General features: G+C 68.0%; 18 protein-coding genes. 5 read left to right on the forward strand and 13 right to left on the reverse strand.

Annotated features, from left to right (window positions below; all coding sequences use genetic code 11):
* Positions 1 to 16: 16 nt before the first annotated feature.
* The gene (locus tag ABL843_RS23510) at positions 17 to 1,282 is read right to left on the reverse strand and encodes a cupredoxin domain-containing protein (RefSeq protein ID WP_418117529.1); all 1,266 of its coding nucleotides are present in this window, start codon (positions 1,280 to 1,282) and stop codon (positions 17 to 19) included.
* Between the two features lie 173 nt (positions 1,283 to 1,455).
* Here ABL843_RS23510 and ABL843_RS23515 point away from each other — a divergent pair, with 173 nt between their 5' ends.
* Positions 1,456 to 2,034, forward strand: coding sequence for a sigma-70 family RNA polymerase sigma factor (locus tag ABL843_RS23515; RefSeq protein ID WP_418117530.1), 579 nt, complete (start codon positions 1,456 to 1,458; stop codon positions 2,032 to 2,034).
* Positions 2,021 to 2,713, forward strand: a complete 693-nt coding sequence (locus ABL843_RS23520; protein WP_354326222.1) for an anti-sigma factor family protein — start codon at positions 2,021 to 2,023, stop codon at positions 2,711 to 2,713. Before ABL843_RS23515 ends, ABL843_RS23520 begins: the two co-directional genes overlap by 14 nt.
* Positions 2,714 to 2,722: 9 nt before the next feature.
* On the opposite strand, the gene ABL843_RS23525 is transcribed toward ABL843_RS23520, so the two are convergent.
* The 10 genes from ABL843_RS23525 to ABL843_RS23570 form a co-directional block, all read right to left on the reverse strand.
* The gene (locus ABL843_RS23525; protein ID WP_184606297.1) at positions 2,723 to 3,973 is read right to left on the reverse strand and encodes an MFS transporter; all 1,251 of its coding nucleotides are present in this window, start codon (positions 3,971 to 3,973) and stop codon (positions 2,723 to 2,725) included.
* 132 nt (positions 3,974 to 4,105) lie between these two features.
* Positions 4,106 to 4,798, reverse strand: coding sequence for an urea ABC transporter ATP-binding subunit UrtE (gene urtE, locus ABL843_RS23530; RefSeq protein ID WP_418117531.1), 693 nt, complete (start codon positions 4,796 to 4,798; stop codon positions 4,106 to 4,108).
* A 13-nt stretch (positions 4,799 to 4,811) separates the two neighbouring features.
* Positions 4,812 to 5,690, reverse strand: coding sequence for an urea ABC transporter ATP-binding protein UrtD (gene urtD / locus ABL843_RS23535; RefSeq protein WP_019657835.1), 879 nt, complete (start codon positions 5,688 to 5,690; stop codon positions 4,812 to 4,814).
* The gene (gene urtC, locus ABL843_RS23540) at positions 5,687 to 6,913 is read right to left on the reverse strand and encodes an urea ABC transporter permease subunit UrtC (RefSeq protein WP_418117532.1); all 1,227 of its coding nucleotides are present in this window, start codon (positions 6,911 to 6,913) and stop codon (positions 5,687 to 5,689) included. Before urtC ends, urtD begins: the two co-directional genes overlap by 4 nt.
* Positions 6,910 to 8,457, reverse strand: coding sequence for an urea ABC transporter permease subunit UrtB (urtB, locus tag ABL843_RS23545; protein WP_418117533.1), 1,548 nt, complete (start codon positions 8,455 to 8,457; stop codon positions 6,910 to 6,912). The genes urtC and urtB overlap by 4 nt, the downstream gene beginning before the upstream one ends.
* 193 nt (positions 8,458 to 8,650) lie before the next feature.
* Positions 8,651 to 9,919 carry an urea ABC transporter substrate-binding protein gene (urtA, locus tag ABL843_RS23550; RefSeq protein WP_019657838.1) on the reverse strand — a complete coding sequence of 423 codons (1,269 nt, stop codon included), beginning with the start codon at positions 9,917 to 9,919 and terminating at the stop codon, positions 8,651 to 8,653.
* A 116-nt stretch (positions 9,920 to 10,035) separates the two neighbouring features.
* Positions 10,036 to 10,716, reverse strand: a complete 681-nt coding sequence (locus tag ABL843_RS23555) for a hypothetical protein (protein WP_418117534.1) — start codon at positions 10,714 to 10,716, stop codon at positions 10,036 to 10,038.
* Positions 10,717 to 10,837: 121 nt separating this feature from the next.
* A complete protein-coding gene (locus tag ABL843_RS23560) occupies positions 10,838 to 11,155 on the reverse strand; it encodes a nucleotide pyrophosphohydrolase (RefSeq protein WP_184606296.1) in 318 nt (105 codons plus the stop codon).
* Positions 11,156 to 11,219: 64 nt separating this feature from the next.
* Positions 11,220 to 12,680 (reverse strand): MFS transporter, encoded by a 1,461-nt coding sequence (locus ABL843_RS23565; RefSeq protein WP_418117536.1) that lies wholly within the window; start codon positions 12,678 to 12,680, stop codon positions 11,220 to 11,222.
* A 64-nt stretch (positions 12,681 to 12,744) separates the two neighbouring features.
* Positions 12,745 to 13,140: a nuclear transport factor 2 family protein gene (locus ABL843_RS23570; protein WP_126183219.1), complete on the reverse strand. Its 396-nt coding sequence runs from the start codon at positions 13,138 to 13,140 to the stop codon at positions 12,745 to 12,747.
* A 126-nt stretch (positions 13,141 to 13,266) separates the two neighbouring features.
* On the opposite strand from ABL843_RS23570, the gene ABL843_RS23575 reads away from it, so the two are divergent.
* Positions 13,267 to 14,196, forward strand: coding sequence for an AraC family transcriptional regulator (locus tag ABL843_RS23575; protein WP_132799462.1), 930 nt, complete (start codon positions 13,267 to 13,269; stop codon positions 14,194 to 14,196).
* 21 nt (positions 14,197 to 14,217) lie between these two features.
* Here ABL843_RS23575 and ABL843_RS23580 read toward each other — a convergent pair whose 3' ends face one another.
* A complete protein-coding gene (locus ABL843_RS23580) occupies positions 14,218 to 15,270 on the reverse strand; it encodes an alpha/beta hydrolase family esterase (RefSeq protein WP_418117539.1) in 1,053 nt (350 codons plus the stop codon).
* A 67-nt stretch (positions 15,271 to 15,337) separates the two neighbouring features.
* Positions 15,338 to 16,267 (reverse strand): polyphosphate kinase 2, encoded by a 930-nt coding sequence (gene ppk2, locus ABL843_RS23585; RefSeq protein ID WP_184606292.1) that lies wholly within the window; start codon positions 16,265 to 16,267, stop codon positions 15,338 to 15,340.
* A gap of 157 nt (positions 16,268 to 16,424) precedes the next feature.
* Between ppk2 and ABL843_RS23590 the strand changes: the two genes are divergently transcribed.
* Together ABL843_RS23590 and ABL843_RS23595 are read left to right on the forward strand one after the other, a co-directional pair.
* The gene (locus ABL843_RS23590) at positions 16,425 to 18,056 is read left to right on the forward strand and encodes an inorganic phosphate transporter (RefSeq protein WP_418117541.1); all 1,632 of its coding nucleotides are present in this window, start codon (positions 16,425 to 16,427) and stop codon (positions 18,054 to 18,056) included.
* 18 nt (positions 18,057 to 18,074) lie between these two features.
* A complete protein-coding gene (locus ABL843_RS23595; RefSeq protein WP_369661134.1) occupies positions 18,075 to 19,151 on the forward strand; it encodes a transporter in 1,077 nt (358 codons plus the stop codon).
* The last annotated feature ends 41 nt before the right edge of the window (positions 19,152 to 19,192 follow it).

Raw genomic sequence — 19,192 nt, forward strand, 5'->3', positions numbered from 1 at the left:
GACGGCGTGAACCCGGCTACGGCCCCACCACGGTGACCCGCGCCGTCATGTACGGATGGACCGAGCAGACGTAGTCGTACACCCCCGGCTTGTCGAAGACGCGGGCGAAGGCCTTGCCGGGCAGCAGCAGATCGATGCCGGCGGCGCCGTCCTTGAAGGCCAGGCCGTGCGGCGCGCCGTCGTCGTTCTGCCAGCTCACGCGCTGGCCGGCCTTGACGGTGATCTGCGCGGGCTCGAAGGCGAAGTTGCGGATGGTCACGTGCGCCGACCCGCCTGCGTGCGCGCCGTCCGCAGCCGCTGCAGGCGAAGCGGCAGCCGCCGTGCGCTGCAGCGCGATCTTGCGCGGCGCGTTGCCCACCTGCACCGTGCGCATCGGCCCGCCCGCGAGGTCGACCACGCTGACGTCGTTGGAGCCCTCGTTGCTCACCCAGAGCTTCCTGCCGTCGGCCGACAGGTCGAGCCAGTGCGGCTGCTTGCCCACGGGAATGCTGCGCACGGCCGTGTGCGCTGCGGGGTCGAACAGCATGACTTCGCCGGGCCCCTGCACCACCACCACGCCGCTGGCCATGCCCGCGAAGTGCTGCGCGATGTGCGGCGACACGCCCGTGGGAACCGGCGCGCCCCACTGGTTGTTGGCCGGATCGAGCACCTGCACGGCCGCAACGCCGGCCAGCGTGAGGTAGAGCGACTTGCCGTCATGGCTGAACTCGAGGTCGCGCGGCGGCTTGTCGAGCGGGATCTGCGTGACCACGGCGCGCGTCGCCATGTCGATGACCACCAGCGCGAAGTGCCCCGGCTCCTGCGATGCGACGTACGCCTGCCGCCCGTCGGGCCGGATGGCGATGGTGTGCGGCTTGGGCACCGGCACGGTGGCGCTCACGCCATGCGCCGTGGTGTCGACGAAGGCCACGCGGTCGTCGCCGTTGACGGCCACCAGCAACCACTTGCCGTCGGCAGTCATGGCCAGCCCCTGGGGACCCTTGCCCACGTCGATGGCGCGGGTCACGCGGTCGCTCGCGGCATCGATCTCGCTCACGGCGGCGGCGCCGGAGCCGCTGACGAACACGCTGCGTCCATCGGGCGCAACGATGATGCCGTCGGGCCCTGCCGCCACCGGCAGCGTGGCCACGACGCGCTCGGTGCCGGTGTCGATCACGCTGACGGTGCTGTCCTTGAAGTTGCCGACATAGGCCCTGGGACCCGCGGCAAGCACAGAGCCGGCCGAGGCCGCCAGGGCCGCGAAGATGACGAGGATGCGTGCGAAGCCGGGCATGGCGATCATGGTGAAGACCCTCATGGAAAGCGGAAGAGGAAGAGGAAGAGGAAGACGGAAGAAGCAGAATCCGAGAATCCGCAAAGGGCATGACGCATGGCATGCCCCGCCTATTCCAGCGGGGCCGAAAAAAAGCTGGAATAAAACGCCGGACTGTCACGTCATGCAGGAAGAAGGAGCACTTGAGCCTGTCGACCGACCGCACACGCCAGTTCGAAGCCGCCGCGCTGCCGCATCTCGATGCGGCATGGAACCTTGCGCGCTGGCTGCTGCGCGACGACCAGCTGGCCGACGACGCGGTGCAGGAGGCCTACCTGCGCGCATTCCGCTTCTTCGAGGGTTTGCGCGGAGAGAGCGCACGGCCGTGGCTGCTGGGCATCGTGCGCAACGCCTGCTACGACTGGATGCGGCAGAACCGGCAGCTGGCCGACCAGCTGGAGTTCGACGAGCTGCGCGACAGCGAGGCGGTGTCGGCGCCCTTCTCCTCCTCCGCCGACGGTGATCCGGCGCGGCAGTGGGAGCAGCGCGTGCAGGGCGAGCGAGTCAACGCGGCCATCGACGCGCTGCCGCCGATGTATCGCGAGGTGATCGTGCTGCGCGAGCTGGAGGAACTGCGCTACGAGGACATCGCGCGCATCGCGGGCATACCGCTGGGCACCGTCATGTCGCGGCTGTCGCGTGCGCGCTCGATGCTGCGCGAGAGCCTGCGCGACGAACGTCCCGGCGATGCGGGAGGAAGGACACGCCATGTCAATGTCTGACGAGGAACTGGGAACGCTGATCCGGCGCCACGCCGTGCGGCACATGCCGCCCGAGGGCCTGGCGGCGCGCATCGCGAATGCGGTCCGCACGGAGGAAGCCGCCGCGCCGGCGCCGAAGCCCGCTCCCGCGCGACAAGGCCGCGGGCTGTGGCAGGGGCTGGCATGGTTCGGCACCGGTGCCGCCACGGCCTGGGGCTTGGCGCTCGTGCTGCTGGCCACGCCGATGCCGCCTGCCGACGCGCTCGCCGAAGGCGTCACGGCGAACCACGTGCGCTCGCTGATGGCCTCGCACCTGGCGGACGTGGCCTCGTCCGACCATCACACGGTCAAGCCCTGGTTCGCCGGCAAGCTCGACTTCTCGCCGCCGGTGGTCGACCTCGCGGCGGAGGGCTTTGCGCTTGCTGGCGGACGGCTCGACTACCTGGACGGGCGCACCGTGGCGGCGCTGGTCTACCGCTCGGGGCCGCACGTGATCAACCTGTTCGTGTGGCCGGCGCCGGATGGAAAGAAAGCGCAGGCGCAAGGGCCGGTGGCTTCGGCCCGGCAGGGCTACCAGCTCGTGCACTGGACCCAGGGCGGCATGCAGGCCTGGGCGGTGTCTGATCTCAATGCGACGGAGCTGCAGAACTTTGCGGTGCTGCTGCGCGAGCGAACCGCGCCGGCGCCTTCGCCGAAGTAGCAGCCCTGTTCAGCAGGCGACGGCTGCCGGCCTGCGTGCGGCGGCACGGGCGCTCGCCACCGCCCAGCCGAAGATGCCCAGGCCGGCCAGCGCCAGCAGCGCGCCGACCCAGCCGGTGGAAGTCCAGCCCAGCCCCGCGGAAATTGCCACGCCGCCGAGCCACGCACCCAGCGCATTGGCCATGTTGAAGGCCGAGTGGTTGAGCGCGGCCGCGAGCGTCTGCGCGTCGCCGGCCACGTCCATGAGACGGATCTGCAGTGCCGGGCCGATGGCCACGGTCGAGCCGATGAGGAACACGTTGACGGCGGCCGCGACCACGTTGTGGGCCGCGAAGGTGAACACCGCGAGCACCAGCGCCGCGTAGACCATCACGCCGCCGATGGTGCGCATCACCGACTTGTCGGCCAGCCGCGAGCCCACGAGGTTGCCCACCACCATGCCGAGGCCGAAGAGCGCGAGCACGATGGGCACGCCGCCCACCGGCATGCCGGCCACCTCGATCAGCGTGGGCTTGATGTAGCTAAACACCGAGAACATGCCGCCGAAGCCGATGGCGGCGATGCCCAGCGTGAACCACACCTGCTTGCGCTTGAGCGCGCCGAGTTCGCGCCAGGGACTGGCGCCGGCGGCGGGCGCCATGTCGGGGATGTCGCGGCGAAGCAGCACGATGGCCACCAGCGCGATGAGGCCCACGAACACGAAGGCCGCGCGCCAGCCGAAGAACTGGCCCAGCCACGCCGCGATGGGCACGCCCACCAGCGTGGCGCCGGTGAGCCCCAGCATCACGAGCCCCACGGCCCGCGCGCGGCGGCCGGGCGGCGCCAGCGTGGCGGCCACCAGCGCGGCCACGCCGAAGTAGGTGCCGTGCGGCAGCCCCGCGGCGAAGCGCAGCAGGTTGAGCAGCAGGTAGTTGGGAGCGGCGGCGCTGGCGAAGTTGCCGGCCGCGAACACGGCCATGAGCGCGATGAGCAGCGCGCGGCGGCGCCAGCCGGCTGCGAGCACCGCGAGAACGGGGGCGCCGATGACCACGCCGATCGCATAGGCGCTGATGACGTGGCCGGCCTGCGGGATGCTCACGCCGATGTCGCGTGCGACCTCGGGCAGCAGGCCCATGATGACGAACTCGCCGGTGCCGATGGCGAAGCCGCCGACGCCGAGCGCGAGCACCGCGCGCAGGAAGTTGGCGGGCGCGCCCGAAGGCAGGGTGAAGGAAGAAATGTCGGTGGCCGCGCTGTCCTGCGCGGGTGGGGAGGCGTTCAAGGCCAGGCTCCTGGAGGGGGTGCCCGGCGGCAGCGGGCAAGGCACGATTTTAGGGTAAACCCTGAAACTGCACCGATACGCAGATGCCGAAGACCTTGTACTGGCAGGGCCGCGAAGGCCTCGCCCGTGGGCTCAGATGGCCACCAGCTGCCGCACGCCCTGTGCTTCCATGTCCTTGCCGAGGCCGCGCGCGATGATCTCGCCGCGCTCCATCACGAGGTAGTCGTCGGCCAGTTCCTGGGCGAAGTCGTAGTACTGCTCGCACAGCACGATGGCCATGTCGCCCCGGTCGGCCAGCATGCGGATGACGCGGCCGATGTCCTTGATGATGCTGGGCTGGATGCCTTCGGTGGGCTCGTCGAGGATCAGCAGGCGCGGCTTGGGCGCCAGCGCCCGGGCAATCGCCAGCTGCTGCTGCTGGCCGCCGGAAAGGTCGCCGCCCCTCCTGTTCATCATCTGCTTGAGCACGGGGAACAGTTCGTACAGCTCCGCCGGGATGGGCGTGCCGCCGCTCTTGTAGGCCAGCCCCATGCGCAGGTTCTCCTCGACGGTGAGCCGAGCGAAGATCTCGCGGCCCTGCGGCACGAAGCCGATGCCGGCCCTGGCCCGCTCATAGGGCGTGGCCTTGTGGATCGGCTTGCCTTCGAGCTCGATGCTGCCGCTCTTGATGGGCACCAGGCCCATCAGCGACTTCAGCAGCGTGGTCTTGCCCACGCCGTTGCGGCCCAGCAGCACGGTGACCTTGCCCAGCTTCGCCTCGAAGCTCACGTCGCGCAGGATGTGGGAGCCGCCGTAGTACTGATGGATGTTCTTGACTGTCAGCATCTTTCGTTCTTCCTCAGCGGCCCAGGTAGACCTCGATCACGCGCTCGTCGGCCTGCACTTCGTCCAGCGTGCCCTGTGCGAGCACGGAGCCGTCGCACAGCACGGTGACGATCTCGGAGATGGTGCGGATGAAGCTCATGTCGTGCTCCACCACCATCAGCGAGTGCTTGCCCTTGAGCGTGAGGAACAGTTCGGCGGTGCGAGCGGTCTCTTCGTCGGTCATGCCGGCCACGGGCTCGTCGAGCAGCAGCAGTTTCGGGTCCTGCATCAGCAGCATGCCGATCTCCAGCCACTGCTTCTGGCCGTGGCTCAGGTTGCCGGCCAGGCGCGAGACGCTGTCGGCGAGGTGGATGGTCTCGAGCACCTCGGCCAGGCGGTCGCTCTGCGCGGAATCGAGCCTGAAGAGCATCGAAGAGCGCACGCCCTTGTCGGTCTTCAGCGCGAGTTCGAGGTTCTCGAACACCGTCAGGTGCTCGAACACCGTCGGCTTCTGGAACTTGCGGCCGATGCCCAGCTGAGCGATCTCGGCCTCGCGGTGGCGCAGCAGGTCGATGGTGCTGCCGAAGAACACGGTGCCCTCGTCGGGCCGGGTCTTGCCGGTGATGATGTCCATCATCGTCGTCTTGCCGGCGCCGTTCGGTCCGATGATGCAGCGCAGCTCGCCCGGTGCGATGTCGAGCGACAGCTTGTTGATGGCCTTGAAACCGTCGAAGCTCACGCTGACGTCTTCCAGGTAGAGGATGCGGCCGTGCGTGACGTCGACCTCGCCCGGCGTGACGTGGCGGCCGAAGTCGGCGGCGCGGCCACCCGATTCGGTGCTGCCGCTCACGTAGTGGATGCCGCTTGCTCGCGCGGCGCGCTCGGCGCCTGCTTCCATGAGGTCGGGTGTCATGCGCGCGCTCCCTTCGCATCCACCGGCAGCGAGGCCAGCGCATCGGGCTCGACGCCCTGCTCCGCCGCGACGGCGCGGCGTGCCTCCTGCACCGGTTCGGGCTGCGGCTTCTCTTCTTCCTTCTTCTCCCTGGAAAGCCACTTGCGAACCAGCCCAACGATGCCGTTCGGCAGGAACAGCGTGACAGCAATGAACAACGCCCCCAGGAAGTACAGCCAGTATTCCGGATAGGCCACCGTGAGCCAGCTCTTCGCGCCGTTGACGATGAAGGCGCCGATGATCGGCCCGATGAGCGTGGCGCGGCCGCCCACCGCCGCCCAGATGGCGATCTCGATGGAGTTGGCAGCGCTCATCTCGCCCGGGTTGATGATGCCGACCTGCGGCACGTACAGCGCGCCGGCCACGCCGCACATGACGGCAGAGATCACCCAGATCGTGAGCTTGTACGGCAACGGGTTGTAGCCCGAGAACATCACGCGCGTCTCGGCGTCGCGGATGGCCTGCAGCACGCGGCCGAACTTGCTGCCGATGAGCCACTTCGCGAACAGGAAGAAGCCCAGCAGCGTGGCGCCGGTGAGCGCGAAGAGCGTCATGCGCATTTCCTGCGTGGCGATCGGGATGCCCAGGATGCGCTTGAAGTCGGTGAAACCGTTATTGCCGCCGAAGCCCGTCTCGTTGCGGAAGAACAGCAGCATGGCAGCGAAGGTCATGGCCTGCGTGATGATCGAGAAGTACACGCCCTTGATGCGCGAGCGGAACGCGAAGAAGCCTAACACGAAGGCGATGAGGCCCGGCACCGCGACGATCAGCACCAGCGTGGCGATGAAGCTGTCGCTGAAGGTCCAGTGCCAGGGCAGCGTCTTCCAGTCGAGGAACACCATGAAGTCCGGCAGGTCGCTCTTGTAGTTGCCGTCGCGGCCGATCTGGCGCATGAGGTACATGCCCATCATGTAGCCGCCCAGCGCGAAGAAGAGGCCGTGGCCCAGCGAGAGGATGCCGGTGTAGCCCCAGATCAGGTCCATGGCCAGCGCGCAGATCGCGTAGCACATGATCTTGCCGACCAGCGCCACCGCGTAGTCGCTCATGTGCAGCGGGCTGTCGACGGGCACCCACATGTTCAGCACGGGCGCCAGCGCGCACACCACGATGAGCGCGACGAAGAAGGCCGTCCAGCCCTTGCCGCTCAAGAGCGGCCCCTTGGTTGGAAGTACGACCTTGCTCATGCCTCTGCGCTCCGGCCCTTCATCGCGAAGATGCCCTGGGGCCTCTTCTGGATAAAGATGATGATGAAGACAAGCACCGCGATCTTCGCGAGCACCGCGCCCGCCCAGCCCTCGATGAACTTGTTGAGAATGCCCAGCCCCAGCGCCGCGTACACGGTGCCTGCGAGCTGGCCGACGCCGCCCATCACGACCACCATGAAGCTGTCGACGATGTAGCTCTGGCCCAGGTCGGGGCCGACGTTGCCGATCTGGCTCAGCGCGCAGCCGGCCAGGCCCGCGATGCCGGAGCCGAGCGCGAAGGCGTAGGTGTCGATGCGCGCGGTGTTCACGCCCATGCACGAGGCGATCGGGCGGTTCTGCGTGACGCCGCGCACGAACAGGCCCAGCCGCGTGCGGCCGATGAGCCAACCCATGGCCAGCAGCACCAACGCGGCGAAGACGATGATGCAGATGCGGTTCCACGGCAGCGTGACGTTGCTCAGCATGGTGAAGCCGCCGCTCATCCAGCCGGGGTTTTCCACGCCGACGTTCTGCGCGCCGAAGATGGAGCGCACCAGCTGCTGCAGCATCAGGCTGATGCCCCAGGTGGCCAGCAGCGTCTCGAGCGGGCGGCCGTAGAGGAAGCGGATCACGCCGCGCTCCAGCACCGCGCCCACGAGCGCCGATGCGAGGAACGACACGGGAATGGCGGCCACCAGGTACCAGCCGAACGCCGCCTCGGGCATGTACTTCTGGAAGATGCCCTGCATCACGTAGGTGGCGTAGGCGCCGATCATCATCAGCTCGCCATGGGCCATGTTGATGACGCCCATCAGGCCGTAGGTGATGGCGAGGCCGAGGGCGGCGAGCAGCAGCACCGAGCCCAGGCTGACGCCGCTGAACACGGCGTTGATGCGGTCGCCCCAGACCAGCGCGCCGTCGATGCTGGCGATGGACGCGACGATGGCGGCCTTGACGTCGGCCTCGGTCTCGTCGGCCAGGCGCTGGTTGAGCAGCAGCTTGGTGTCGGGGTTGCGGTTGTTGCCCAGTTCCTTGGCCGCGGCGAGGCGCTTGGCCTTGTCGGCGCTGCCGAGCATGCTGGCGGCGCGCACCAGCTCCAGCTGGGACTTGATCTTGGGGTTGGTCTCGGCGGCCAGCGCCTTCTCGACCATGGGCAGGCGCGACTCGTCGGGCTCCTTGAAGAGCGCCTGCGCGGCCTCGGCGCGCACCGCGTCGTCCTTGCTCGTGAGCTTGAGCGCGGCCTGGGCGGCATCGAGCGCGCCGCGCATCAGGTTGTTGTTGACGACGTCTTCGGCGGTGTCGGGCACCTTCAGCTCGGCCCCGGTGACGGGGTCGTAGCCCTTGTCGTCCTTCATCACGAAGACCTTGTCTTCGGTGTACTTGACCGCGTCGTCGGACATGGCCTGGATGAAGGCGGCGGTCTTCTCGTCGGCGGTGAGCACGGCCTTGTTGAGCGCGGCGATGCGGGCTTCGGAATCGCCGGAGGCGATGGCCCGGGCTTCGTCGGCGGTCAGCGCGTGGGCGGCCGATGCCATGAGGAGCATGGCGGCGAAGGCGCAGTGAAGGGATCGTCGAAGCATCATGAAATTCGTGTTGCTCCCTCTCCCCTGGGGGAGAGGGTTGGGGTGAGGGCCGGAGGCCTTCAAACAAACGCGGCGGCCCAATCGACCGCCGTTGCCCCCACCCCCGCCCTCTCCCCGAGGGGAGAGGGAGCAAGGCAAGGGGCTTGTCGATCACTTACATCGACTTGCCAGCGGGGTAATCCGGCTTCTTGTCGTTGCCTTCGATGTACGGGCTCCACGGCTTGGCCTTGACCGGGCCCGGCGTCTTCCACACCACGTTGAACTGGCCGTCGGCCTTGATCTCGCCGATGAACACGCTCTTGTGCAGGTGGTGGTTCTTCTCGTCCATCTTCGAGACGATGCCCGAGGGTGCGGTGAAGGTCTGGCCGGCCATGGCGGCGATCACCTTGTCGGTGTCGGTCGACTTGGCCTTCTCGACCGCCTGCTTCCACATGTGGATGCCGATCCAGGTGGCTTCCATCGGGTCGTTGGTGAGCGGCTTGTCCTTGTGGCCGGCGATGTTCTTGGCCTTGGCGTACTCGCTCCACTGCTTGATGAAGGCGGTGTTGGTCGGGTTCTTGATCGACATGAAGTAGTTCCATGCGGCCAGGTGGCCCACCAGCGGCTTGGTGTCGACGCCGCGCAGTTCTTCCTCGCCCACCGAGAAGGCGACCACCGGCACGTCCTTGGCCTTCAGGCCGGCATTGCCCAGTTCCTTGTAGAAGGGCACGTTGGAGTCGCCGTTGATGGTCGAGACCACCGCCGTCTTGCCGCCGGCCGAGAACTTCTTGATGTCGGCCACGATGGTCTGGTAGTCGCTGTGGCCGAAGGGGGTGTACTTCTCGTCGATGTCGGATTCCTTCACGCCCTTGCTCTTCAGGTAGGCGCGCAGGATCTTGTTGGTGGTGCGGGGGTACACGTAGTCGGTGCCCAGCAGCACCCAGCGCTTGGCGCCGCCGCCTTCCTTGCTCATCAGGTAGTCGACGGCCGGAATGGCCTGCTGGTTGGGCGCGGCGCCCGTGTAGAACACGTTCTTGGAGAGCTCTTCACCTTCGTACTGCACGGGGTAGAACAGCAGGCCGTTCATTTCCTCGACCACCGGCAGCACCGACTTGCGCGACACCGAGGTCCAGCAGCCGAAGATGACCGAGACCTTGTCCTGGCCGAGCAGCTGCTTGGTCTTCTCGGCGAACAGCGGCCAGTTGGAGGCCGGGTCGACCACCACGGGCTCGAGCTGCTTGCCCAGCACGCCGCCCTTCTTGTTGATGTCGTCGATCGCCATCAGCACCGTGTCCTTCAACACGGTTTCCGAGATGGCCATCGTGCCCGACAGCGAGTGCAGCACGCCGACCTTGATGGTGTCGGCGGCGAATGCGGGCGCAGCAGAAATGCTGGCCAGCGCGACGGCGGCGGTGAGCGCCTTGAGGGTGAAACGACGTTGCATGTTGACTCCTGCTCCGGGGTGGTTGAACCTTTTCGACAGCCTTGGCTGGCGTGGGAGGGAGTCTGCGGAATGCACCACAAAGGGGAAATACGCCGGGTGGCGTACACGGAAGGTATTCAGGCCGGCGGGCGGCTGCCGGAAGCCGGCTTCCCCTTCGCCGGCTCGGCTGCGCGAGCGCACATTTCCTCAAGAAAGCCCGGCTCCAGCCGGTCGCGATTGGACTCGGCCTTTCGCGCCCAGGCACAGGCATTGATGAAATCGTTCTTCAGGTAGTACGTGAAGGCCAAGTTGGAACTCGCGTTGCGCGCCGCCGGCGAGATCTGGAGCGCCTTTTTCAGCTGGACCTGGCTGGCATCGAGCCGCTTCTGCGTCATGAGAAAGTGGCCGTAGTCCACGAAGACCGCGGCATCGACCGTCGACTTCGAGACAGCCAACCGGAACATGTCCTCTACCTCGGACGATGGACCGTCGCGAAGCGCCAGCACCAGTGCGAAGCCGTGATAGACGTTGCCGTTGTCCGGGTCCAGCAACCACGCTTGGTTGAAGCGCGCCATGGCCGTCGCCATGTCTCTCCTGCCCCAGGCGGTCCAGCCCTGCCTCAGCATCTGTTTCGCGCCCTCCGCTCGAGAGAGGCCCTGCGTCTCGATCGATGCGATGAAGTCGACGTCGGCGTTCTTCATCTCTTCTGTCTTCGCGCGGCCGCCGTACATCGGCAGCTGGTTCATCGGAAGCGGATCGGCAAAGGCTGCGATGGCGGAGAGCAGCAGCAAAGTCACCAGAGCGTGGAGTCGTTTCATTCGGAGTTCCCTGAAAGTCCTTGATGGAAGAACGTTGAGGCTAGGGAACGCCCCCTCGGCGCGGGCCGATGAATCAGGAAAGCATCGTTGCTCGATACCCGAGGAACATCCAGACGAGACGCTATAGCGGGACGGGATACTTCTTCGCGTTGAGAAGCATCTTGCTTCGCGCCGCTTCGACCATATCGATGCCGAGCTTGTCGGCGAGCTGCAGCAGGTAGAGGAAGACGTCGGCGATCTCGGTGCCGATCTCGGCGCGCTTGTCGGCTGGAAGATCACGGCTCTGGGCCTCCGTGAGCCATTGAAAGTGTTCGAGCAGCTCGGCCGCCTCGACGGAAAGCGCGGAGGCGAGGTTCTTGGGAGAGTGGAACTGCTCCCAGTCGCGGGCCTGTGCGAAGTCGCGAAGGGCCTGGGTCAGTTGCTGCAGGTCGGTGGCCATGTCTGTCCTGTCTTGCGAACAGGAGAGTTTGGCACGGCCGCCTGCAGCGCTCGGCGCTTCGATTTCAGGCCTGCCGGCTGCCGCGCCGGTGCAATACAGCCACCAGCAACGCCGACCCCGTCAGGTAAAGCAGCGCCACCCCGAAGGCACTGGCGTACGCCCCCGCATCCGGCGCATGCCCGAGCCGCCCATAGAAGAGGATGCCGATCAGCGCCACGCCCAGCGCGTTGCTCGCCTGCTGCACCATCGATATCACGCCCGAGGCCACGCCCGCATGCTGAGGCGGCAGGCCGGCCAGCACGGTGGAGACCAGGGGCGCCATGACCATGCCGAGCCCCGCGCCCTGCACCAGCAGCAACGGCACCATCCACGCCACGACGTGCGAGTGTCCGGGCCATCCGGCCACGTTGACGAACTGCAGTGCGTGTCCCGCAGCGAGCACAAGGGCACCGAGCGCGATGGGCGGCTTGCCGCCGAAGCGGCGTGCGAGGCGCGCTCCCGCCATCGACGTCGCGAAGAAACCGGCCGCCAGCGACGTGAAGACGACGCCCGAGCTGAGCGGATCGAGTGCGAGGCCCTGCTGGAGATACAGCGCCAGCACGAAGTAGAGCGAGGCGTTGCCCACGTAGAAGGCCAGCGTCGTGAGCAGGCCCATGCCGAAGCGGGCATCGGCGAGCAGCACCGGAGCCACGAGCGGCGTGCCGCCGCGCGCGGCGAGCCGGCGCTGCTGGTACGCAAAGGCTGCGAGCAGCGGCAGCGCCGCCGCGAGGCACAGCCAGCTCCACAGCGGCCAGCCCTGCTCGCGGCCTTCCACCAGCGGCAGCACCACTGCCGCCGAGCCCGCGGCCACGAGCAGCATGCCGACGAGGTCGAGGCGGCTGTTGCCGTTGTTCGCCAGCGGCGGAATGACGCGCGGTGCGAGCATCAGCGCCAGCAGGCCGATCGGCACGTTGATGAGAAAGCAGCTGCGCCAGCCCAGGCCCGCCAGATCGGCATGGATCAGCAGGCCGCCGACCAGCTGCCCGAGCGTGGCTCCCAGCCCCAGGGTGAGTCCATAGGCCGCGAAGGCACGCGCCCGGTCTTCGCCGGTGTAGGCCAGGCCGATCATCGCCAGCACCTGCGGCTGCAGCAGCGCGCCGGCCAGCCCCTGCAGCACGCGTGCCGCCACCAGCAGTTCGGCGTTCGGCGCCAGGCCGCAGGCGGCCGAAGCGAGCGTGAACAGCAGCAGGCCCAGCATGAACATGCGGCGTCGCCCGAACAGGTCGCCGAGCCGGCCGCCGGTGATCAGCCCTGCGGCAGTGGCGAGGCCGTAGCCGGCCACCACCAGCTGCAGGGTTCCCGCGCTCGCCTGCAGTTCGCGCTGCATCGAGGGCAGCGCGACGTTGACGATGAAGAAGTCGAGCACCACCAGGAAGGTGCCGCTGAGCATGACCCACAGGCCGAGCCGGCCGGGTCTTGTCGCGTGCGGACTCTGGCTGCCGGTGGAAGAGAGCGCTGCTGCCGAAGCGATGTTTGACTGCGTCATGATGGATTCGAGTGTTGGAAGGAACAGGCACGGCGGCAATGACCTCGGAGGTCATCGGCCGGGCTCAGGCGGCCGGCGTCGGCAGGATGAACTGGTAGTCCGTGGCGATGCGACCGTCTTCGGCGAGCACCAGGAACTCCAGCCCGAGCGCGGCCACCGGGCCGCCCGCTGCCGGGACCATGTGCCAATGGAACATCACCGCGTCGTGCAGGAACTGGGCGTCGCCCGCGCGGACGAAGCGAAAGCCGGCGTCACGCACGTTCTTCTCGTGCGAGCCGGTGACGCGCTGCTGCAGCGCCTCGTGGCCCCTGGCCTGCAGCGTGCGCACGTAGTGCTCGCCGTCGGGCACCCAGAGGCTGGCGATGGCGGCGCGTCGCGCCTCGGCGTCGGGTTCGTTCCAGACGGCGACATAGCGGTCGGCGAGTTCGGTGAAATCGTTGAAAGCGGTTCTGGTGTTCATGGCCTGATCCTGCTGCCGGTTGCATTGGGAAAGAGTGAGACCGCAGTTTCTGGCGCCATCGCTGGACAGTGAATGCTCAAGAGGCCAAAAATCTTGTCCATTCGTCCACCGCACAAGGAGCCTTCGATGGACCCGCTCGATGACATCTTTGCCGCCATGAGGGTGCAGAGCGCCCTGTATGCCCGCCTCGAGGCCGGCGCGCCCTGGGGCGTTAGCCTGGCGGGCGGCGAGAGCGCGCGCTTCGGGCTCGTGGTGCGCGGCGGCTGCCTGCTGGAGGTCGATGGCATGGCGCAGCCGGTGGCGCTGGCGGCGGGCGACTGCTATGTGCTGGCGCATGGCACGCCTTACGTCCTGCGCGACCATCCGAACACGCCGACCGTGAGCTGCGCCTCCGTCGTGCGCGACCGCATCGGCGGGCTGGTGGAGCTCGGCGGCACGGGCACGGCGGCCTCGGTGATCTGCGGCTGGTTCCACTTCGACCAGCGCGCTGCGCGGCCGCTGCTCGATCTGCTGCCGGTGCTGCTCCACGTGAAGATGGAGCAGGCCCGCGCCCTCGCGCTGCAAGGCACGCTGCAGTTGCTGGCCATGGAGACCGGCGAGCCGGGCCTGGGGTCCAGCCTGCTCGTGAGCCGGCTGGCCGACATCGTGTTCGTTCAGGCGGTGCGCGCGCACGTCGCGGCCAGCGCCGAATCGCAGACAGGCTGGCTTGCTGCGCTGGCCGATGCGCGCATCGGCCCCGCACTGCGCGCGATGCACAAGGAGATCGCGCGCGACTGGACGGTGGAGGCGCTCGCCGCCGTCGCGAACCTCTCGCGCTCGGCCTTCGCGCAGCGTTTTCGCGAGCGGGTCGGACAGGCGCCGCTGGAGTACCTCACGCAATGGCGCATGTTCAAGGCCGGCAACATGCTGGGGCAAGGCAACGCTGGCCTGGGAGCGATCGCCGCTGCGGTGGGCTACGAGTCGGAGGCGGCCTTCAGCAAGGCCTTCAAGCGCAGCAAGGGGATGGCGCCCAGTGCGTGGCGGGCGGCGGCGCGCGAAGGAGCGGTGGCCGCATAGCCGCCCTGCCCCTCGCTTTCTTCAACCCTTCTTCGCGCCTCCAGCTGCCTTGAACTGCGCAGCCGCAAAAGCCCAGGTCATGCGCGTCGCATCGGGCCCCTCGGGGTCGCTGAACAGCAGCTTTGGCGCGCCGCCGCTCCACGAATGGCCGAGCCCCGCGATCTCGCACAGCGTGACCAGCGTGCGCCCCTTGCGCCTGAAGTCGGTCACCCGCATCGGGCGGCGCTTGCCGCGCTGCACCTCGCGCGTCAACCCGGGCCGCGCGCCCACGGCGGTCGCCCACACCGCGGCGCTGCTGACGGCGTTGCTCGGCGCGACCACCGCATCGGCATCACCATGCAGCACCAGCATCGGAGGCAGGGTGGTGAAGACGGCCGCCGCACCCATCGCCTTGCCGACGGCCGTTGTCGGCATGGGCGGCACGTGCTCGCCGCGCATCGCGCCCAGCGCCGTGGCGGACGACTTCGCCGCGCCGGGTGCCACGCCCGAATGCATCACGACGGCGCGGAAGCGGTTCGGATAGCGCGTCGCGAGCAGCGCCGCCATGCTCGCACCGGCGGAGAGGCCGGCCAGCGCCACCCGATCGCGGTCGACGGGGTAGAGCATGCAGGCCTGATCGATGGCGGCCATCAGCGTGGCGGCCTCGGCGTCGGCCTTGCCGGAGCGGCGCTCGTACCAGTTCCAGCAGCCCTGGGGATGGGCGATCCGGTCCTGTTCAGGGTAGAGCACCAGGAAGCGCTGGCGCACGGCCAGCGCGTTCATGCGGCTGCTCGCGGCGAAGTCGCGCCCGGTCTGGCCGCAGCCGTGCAGCATGACCATGAGGGGCAGGCGCTCGCCCGGATGCAGCTCCAGGCCAGCCGGGCGGAACAGGTGATAGCCGCGCGCACCGCCCGGGCCCATCGCGACGCCGGCGAGCCAGTCGCCCTTGCCCGGCGGCGGCTTGAGCCGCTTGGCGGTGGCCCGCTGGACCTGCCCCGCGATGCGCTTGCTGTTGCTCAGGGTGGCCTTGGTGAGCGCACGCAGGTTGCGCTCATAGGCGCGGGCAAAGACTGAAGCTGTGGAACGGCGGGCCATGGCGCGCAGTGTGACCGCAAAGCGCCGGCCGGCCTACCCTGGGCCGGCTTCGGAAACCGGGCTTTCCTCAGTAGATCTCGGGAACGATCATGTTCGCCGGCACGGGCTGGCGCAGATAGTCGGCATGGCGCACGCGCTCGGGCAGCTCGACCGGCGGATGCGGCACTTCCTGGTAGGGCAGCTGCCCCAGCAGGTGGCTGATGCAGTTCAGGCGCGCCTTCTTCTTGTCGACCGCCTGCACCACCCACCACGGCGCCTCGGGGATGTGGGTGCGCTCCAGCATGATTTCCTTCGCCTTGGTGTATTCCTCCCAGCGGCGACGGCTTTCGAGGTCCATGGGGCTCAGCTTCCACTGCTTGAGCGGATCGTGGATGCGGCCGAGGAAGCGCATGTGCTGCTCGTCGTCCGTGATGGAGAACCAGTACTTGATGAGCTTGATGCCCGAGCGCACGAGCATCTTCTCGAACTCGGGCACGGTGCGGAAGAACTCCTCGTACTCGTCGTCGGTGCAGAAGCCCATCACGCGCTCGACGCCGGCGCGGTTGTACCAGCTGCGGTCGAACAGCACCATCTCGCCGGCGGCCGGCAGGTGCGCCACGTAGCGCTGGAAGTACCACTGGGTGCGTTCGCGGTCGTTGGGTGCCGGCAGCGCGGCCACGCGGGCCACGCGCGGGTTCAGCCGCTGGGTGATGCGCTTGATGACGCCGCCCTTGCCCGCCGCGTCGCGGCCTTCGAACAGGATGACGACCTTCTGCTTGCTGTGCTGCACCCAGTCCTGCAGCTTGACCAGCTCGCCCTGCAGGCGGAACAGCTCCTTGAAGTAGGCCTGGCGCGCAGCCTTGTCGGTGGAGGATGCCGCGCTCACCGAGGCGGGGTCGAGTCCGTCGATGTTGCGGTCCTCGATCTCCAGCTCGAGCTCCTCGTCGTAGCTGTCGATCAGGTCGCGGGCGATGCGTTGCATCAGGTCTTCGTGGTCGGGAAGTGCGCTCGTCAGCATGATGGGGCGGCAGAAGAGAAAAGTTTGAAAAGGGAAGCGGAAAAAGCATGCTGCTCGCCCTCCATGACGGCCACGTGACGGATTTGACGCCGTTGACATGTAGTTGTCACACGCGGCGAACACCATCTGGAGCCATTCCAACACCCCAGAATCCCCCATGAACACGCTCGCTGCCCCGCATGCAGAGGTGCCGTCCGCGTCCGCCTCGCAGCGGCCGAAGCTCGACGCCAAGCCCGGTCCGCTCACGCTGATCACCTTCGTGGGACTGCTGGCCGCCGGCCTGCTCTTCACCGCATGGAGCCTGGTCGGCGACGTCACCGCCTCGGGAGCGCCCGTCACCACCTGGGTGCCCTACATACTTCTCGGCGTGGCGCTGCTGATCGCACTGGGCTTCGAGTTCGTCAACGGCTTCCACGACACGGCCAATGCGGTCGCGACCGTGATCTACACCCACTCGCTGCCGCCCAACTTCGCAGTGGTGTGGTCGGGGGTCTTCAACTTCCTGGGCGTGATGGTGTCCAGCGGCGCGGTGGCCTTCGGCATCATCGCGCTGCTGCCGGTGGAGCTGATCCTGCAGGTGGGCTCCGGCGCAGGCTTCGCGATGGTTTTCGCGCTGCTGATCGCCGCCATCATCTGGAACCTGGGCACCTGGTGGCTGGGGCTGCCGGCCTCGTCGTCGCACACGCTGATCGGCTCGATCATCGGCGTGGGCGTGGCCAACGCGCTGATGCATGGGCGCGACGGCACCAGCGGGGTCGACTGGGCGCAGGCCACCAAGGTGGGCTATTCGCTGCTGCTGTCGCCGATGGTCGGCTTCGGCTGCGCCGCCCTGCTGCTGCTGGCGCTGCGCGCCTTCGTGAAGAACCGCGCCCTGTATGAAGAGCCCAAGGGAACCGAGCCGCCGCCGTGGTGGATCCGCGGCCTGCTGATCCTCACCTGCACGGGTGTGTCCTTCGCGCACGGCTCGAACGATGGACAGAAGGGCATGGGCCTGATCATGCTGATCCTGGTGGGCACGGTGCCGATGGCCTATGCGCTGAACCGCGCGATGCCCGCCGACGAGAACGTCAAGTTCGTGGCCGTGGCCGAGATGGCGCAGAACGCGCTGAACCGCAGCGTGCCGACTTCGCTGCCGGCCATGGCACCCGCTGCCGCGCACGACACGCTCTCCACCTACGTGCGCACCCGCGAGTTCACGCCGGCCGTGGTGCCGGCCCTGGCCGCGACGGCCGGCAGCATCGGCACGCAGGTGCGCCAGCACGGCTCGCTGGCCGGTGTTCCGGCGGAGGCCGTCGCCAACGTGCGCAACGACATGTACCTGGCCTCGGAGGCCATCCGCCACCTCGACAAGAGCGGCGCGGCCAGGTTCGACGAGGAGACGAAGCTGCGCGTGAACACCTTCCGCCAGGAGCTCGACAGCGCCACGCGCTTCATTCCGCTGTGGGTCAAGGTGGCGGTGGCCATCGCGCTGGGCCTGGGCACGATGATCGGCTGGAAGCGCATCGTGGTCACGGTGGGCGAGAAGATCGGCAAGACGCACCTGAGCTACGCCCAGGGCGCCTCGGCCGAGGTGGTGGCCATGGTCACCATCGGCGCGGCCGACATGTACGGGCTGCCGGTGTCGACCACGCACGTGCTGTCTTCCGGCGTGGCCGGCACCATGACGGCCAGCGGCTCGGGCCTGCAGTTGTCGACGCTGCGCAACCTCGCGCTGGCCTGGGTGCTGACGCTGCCGGTGGCGATGCTGCTGTCGGGCTCGCTCTACTGGCTGTTCACCCGCATCTTCTGAACTCGCGTACTTACCATCTTGTCGGCATTCCATGATCTCGCGGCCCAGTCGTACGGGGGCGACGAAGCCGGGCTGATCTGCGGCTACCTCTTCGACGCCCGCGCGCCCGAACCCGCGCGGGCCATCGACTCCGCGCAGGCCGCCGCGTGGCTGGCCGGGCAGCGCAATATCGAAGCCAGCGAAGCCCGAGCCGGCTGCGAAGGCGAAGACGGGCAGGAAAACCCCGCCTACGTCTGGCTGCACTTCAACCTGAGCCACGCGCACGCCGAACGCTGGCTGGTGCGGCACGCGAACCTATCCGACACCTTCTACGAGACGCTGCACGAGGGCCTGCCCTCCACGCGCATCGAGCGCGACGACGATTCGCTGATCGCCGTCATCAACGACGTGCACTTCGAGTTCAGCTTCGAGCCCTCGGACATCTCCACGCTGTGGATCAGCGTCGGCCCGCGCCTGGTGGTCACGGCCCGCACCAAGCCGCTGCGCTCGGTCGATGCGCTGCGCACCGCGGTGAAGGCGGGCGACGCGCCGCGCTCCAGCACCGAGCTGCTGGAGCACCTGCTGCGCGCGCAGGCCGATGTGCTGGTGAAGATCGTGCGCGGCGTCACCTCGCGCATCGACCGCATCGAGGACGAACTGCTCGCCGGCCGCCTCGACCACAAGCGCGCGCGCCTGGGCGTGCTGCGCCGGCTGCTGGTGCGGTTGCAGCGGCTGCTGGCGCCCGAGCCGGCGGCGCTGTTCCGGCTGCTGCAGGGGCCGCCGGGCTGGATGTCCGAGCCTGACGCGCAGGCGCTGCGCGGCTCGACCGAGGAGTTCTCGGTGGTGCTGCGCGACATGCAGGCGCTGCAGGAGCGCATCAAGCTGCTGCAGGAAGAGATCGCCGCCAACGTCAACGAGGACAACAACCGCAGCCTGTTCGTTCTGACGGTGGTCACGGTGCTTGCGCTGCCGATCAACATCCTGGCCGGCCTGTTCGGCATGAACGTGGGCGGCATCCCGCTGGCGGACCACAAGCACGGCTTCTGGATCGTGGTGGCGATCGTGGCCACCTTCACCGCGGTGGCGGCCTGGGCGGCTTTCCGCAAGCAGCGCTGAGGCGCATGCAGCGGCGCATTAATGCTATTTATTTAATAGCA

It is taken from the genome of Variovorax sp. 350MFTsu5.1 (assembly GCF_048302515.1).
Classification (GTDB): Bacteria; Pseudomonadota; Gammaproteobacteria; order Burkholderiales; family Burkholderiaceae_C; genus Variovorax; species Variovorax guangxiensis.

Excerpts from the sequence above, each read along its gene's own strand:
- ABL843_RS23510 (WP_418117529.1), bottom strand. The coding sequence starts at position 1,282 with ATGATCGCCATGCCCGGCTTCGCACGCATCCTCGTCATCTTCGCGGCC.
- ABL843_RS23520 (WP_354326222.1), top strand. The coding sequence starts at position 2,021 with ATGTCAATGTCTGACGAGGAACTGGGAACGCTGATCCGGCGCCACGCC.
- urtE (WP_418117531.1), bottom strand. The coding sequence starts at position 4,798 with ATGCTGACAGTCAAGAACATCCATCAGTACTACGGCGGCTCCCACATC.
- urtD (WP_019657835.1), bottom strand. The coding sequence starts at position 5,690 with ATGACACCCGACCTCATGGAAGCAGGCGCCGAGCGCGCCGCGCGAGCA.
- urtC (WP_418117532.1), bottom strand. The coding sequence starts at position 6,913 with ATGAGCAAGGTCGTACTTCCAACCAAGGGGCCGCTCTTGAGCGGCAAG.
- urtB (WP_418117533.1), bottom strand. The coding sequence starts at position 8,457 with ATGCTCCTCATGGCATCGGCCGCCCACGCGCTGACCGCCGACGAAGCC.
- urtA (WP_019657838.1), bottom strand. The coding sequence starts at position 9,919 with ATGCAACGTCGTTTCACCCTCAAGGCGCTCACCGCCGCCGTCGCGCTG.
- ABL843_RS23555 (WP_418117534.1), bottom strand. The coding sequence starts at position 10,716 with ATGAAACGACTCCACGCTCTGGTGACTTTGCTGCTGCTCTCCGCCATC.
- ABL843_RS23560 (WP_184606296.1), bottom strand. The coding sequence starts at position 11,155 with ATGGCCACCGACCTGCAGCAACTGACCCAGGCCCTTCGCGACTTCGCA.
- ABL843_RS23565 (WP_418117536.1), bottom strand. The coding sequence starts at position 12,680 with ATGACGCAGTCAAACATCGCTTCGGCAGCAGCGCTCTCTTCCACCGGC.
- ABL843_RS23570 (WP_126183219.1), bottom strand. The coding sequence starts at position 13,140 with ATGAACACCAGAACCGCTTTCAACGATTTCACCGAACTCGCCGACCGC.
- ABL843_RS23575 (WP_132799462.1), top strand. The coding sequence starts at position 13,267 with ATGGACCCGCTCGATGACATCTTTGCCGCCATGAGGGTGCAGAGCGCC.
- ABL843_RS23580 (WP_418117539.1), bottom strand. The coding sequence starts at position 15,270 with ATGGCCCGCCGTTCCACAGCTTCAGTCTTTGCCCGCGCCTATGAGCGC.
- ppk2 (WP_184606292.1), bottom strand. The coding sequence starts at position 16,267 with ATGCTGACGAGCGCACTTCCCGACCACGAAGACCTGATGCAACGCATC.
- ABL843_RS23590 (WP_418117541.1), top strand. The coding sequence starts at position 16,425 with ATGAACACGCTCGCTGCCCCGCATGCAGAGGTGCCGTCCGCGTCCGCC.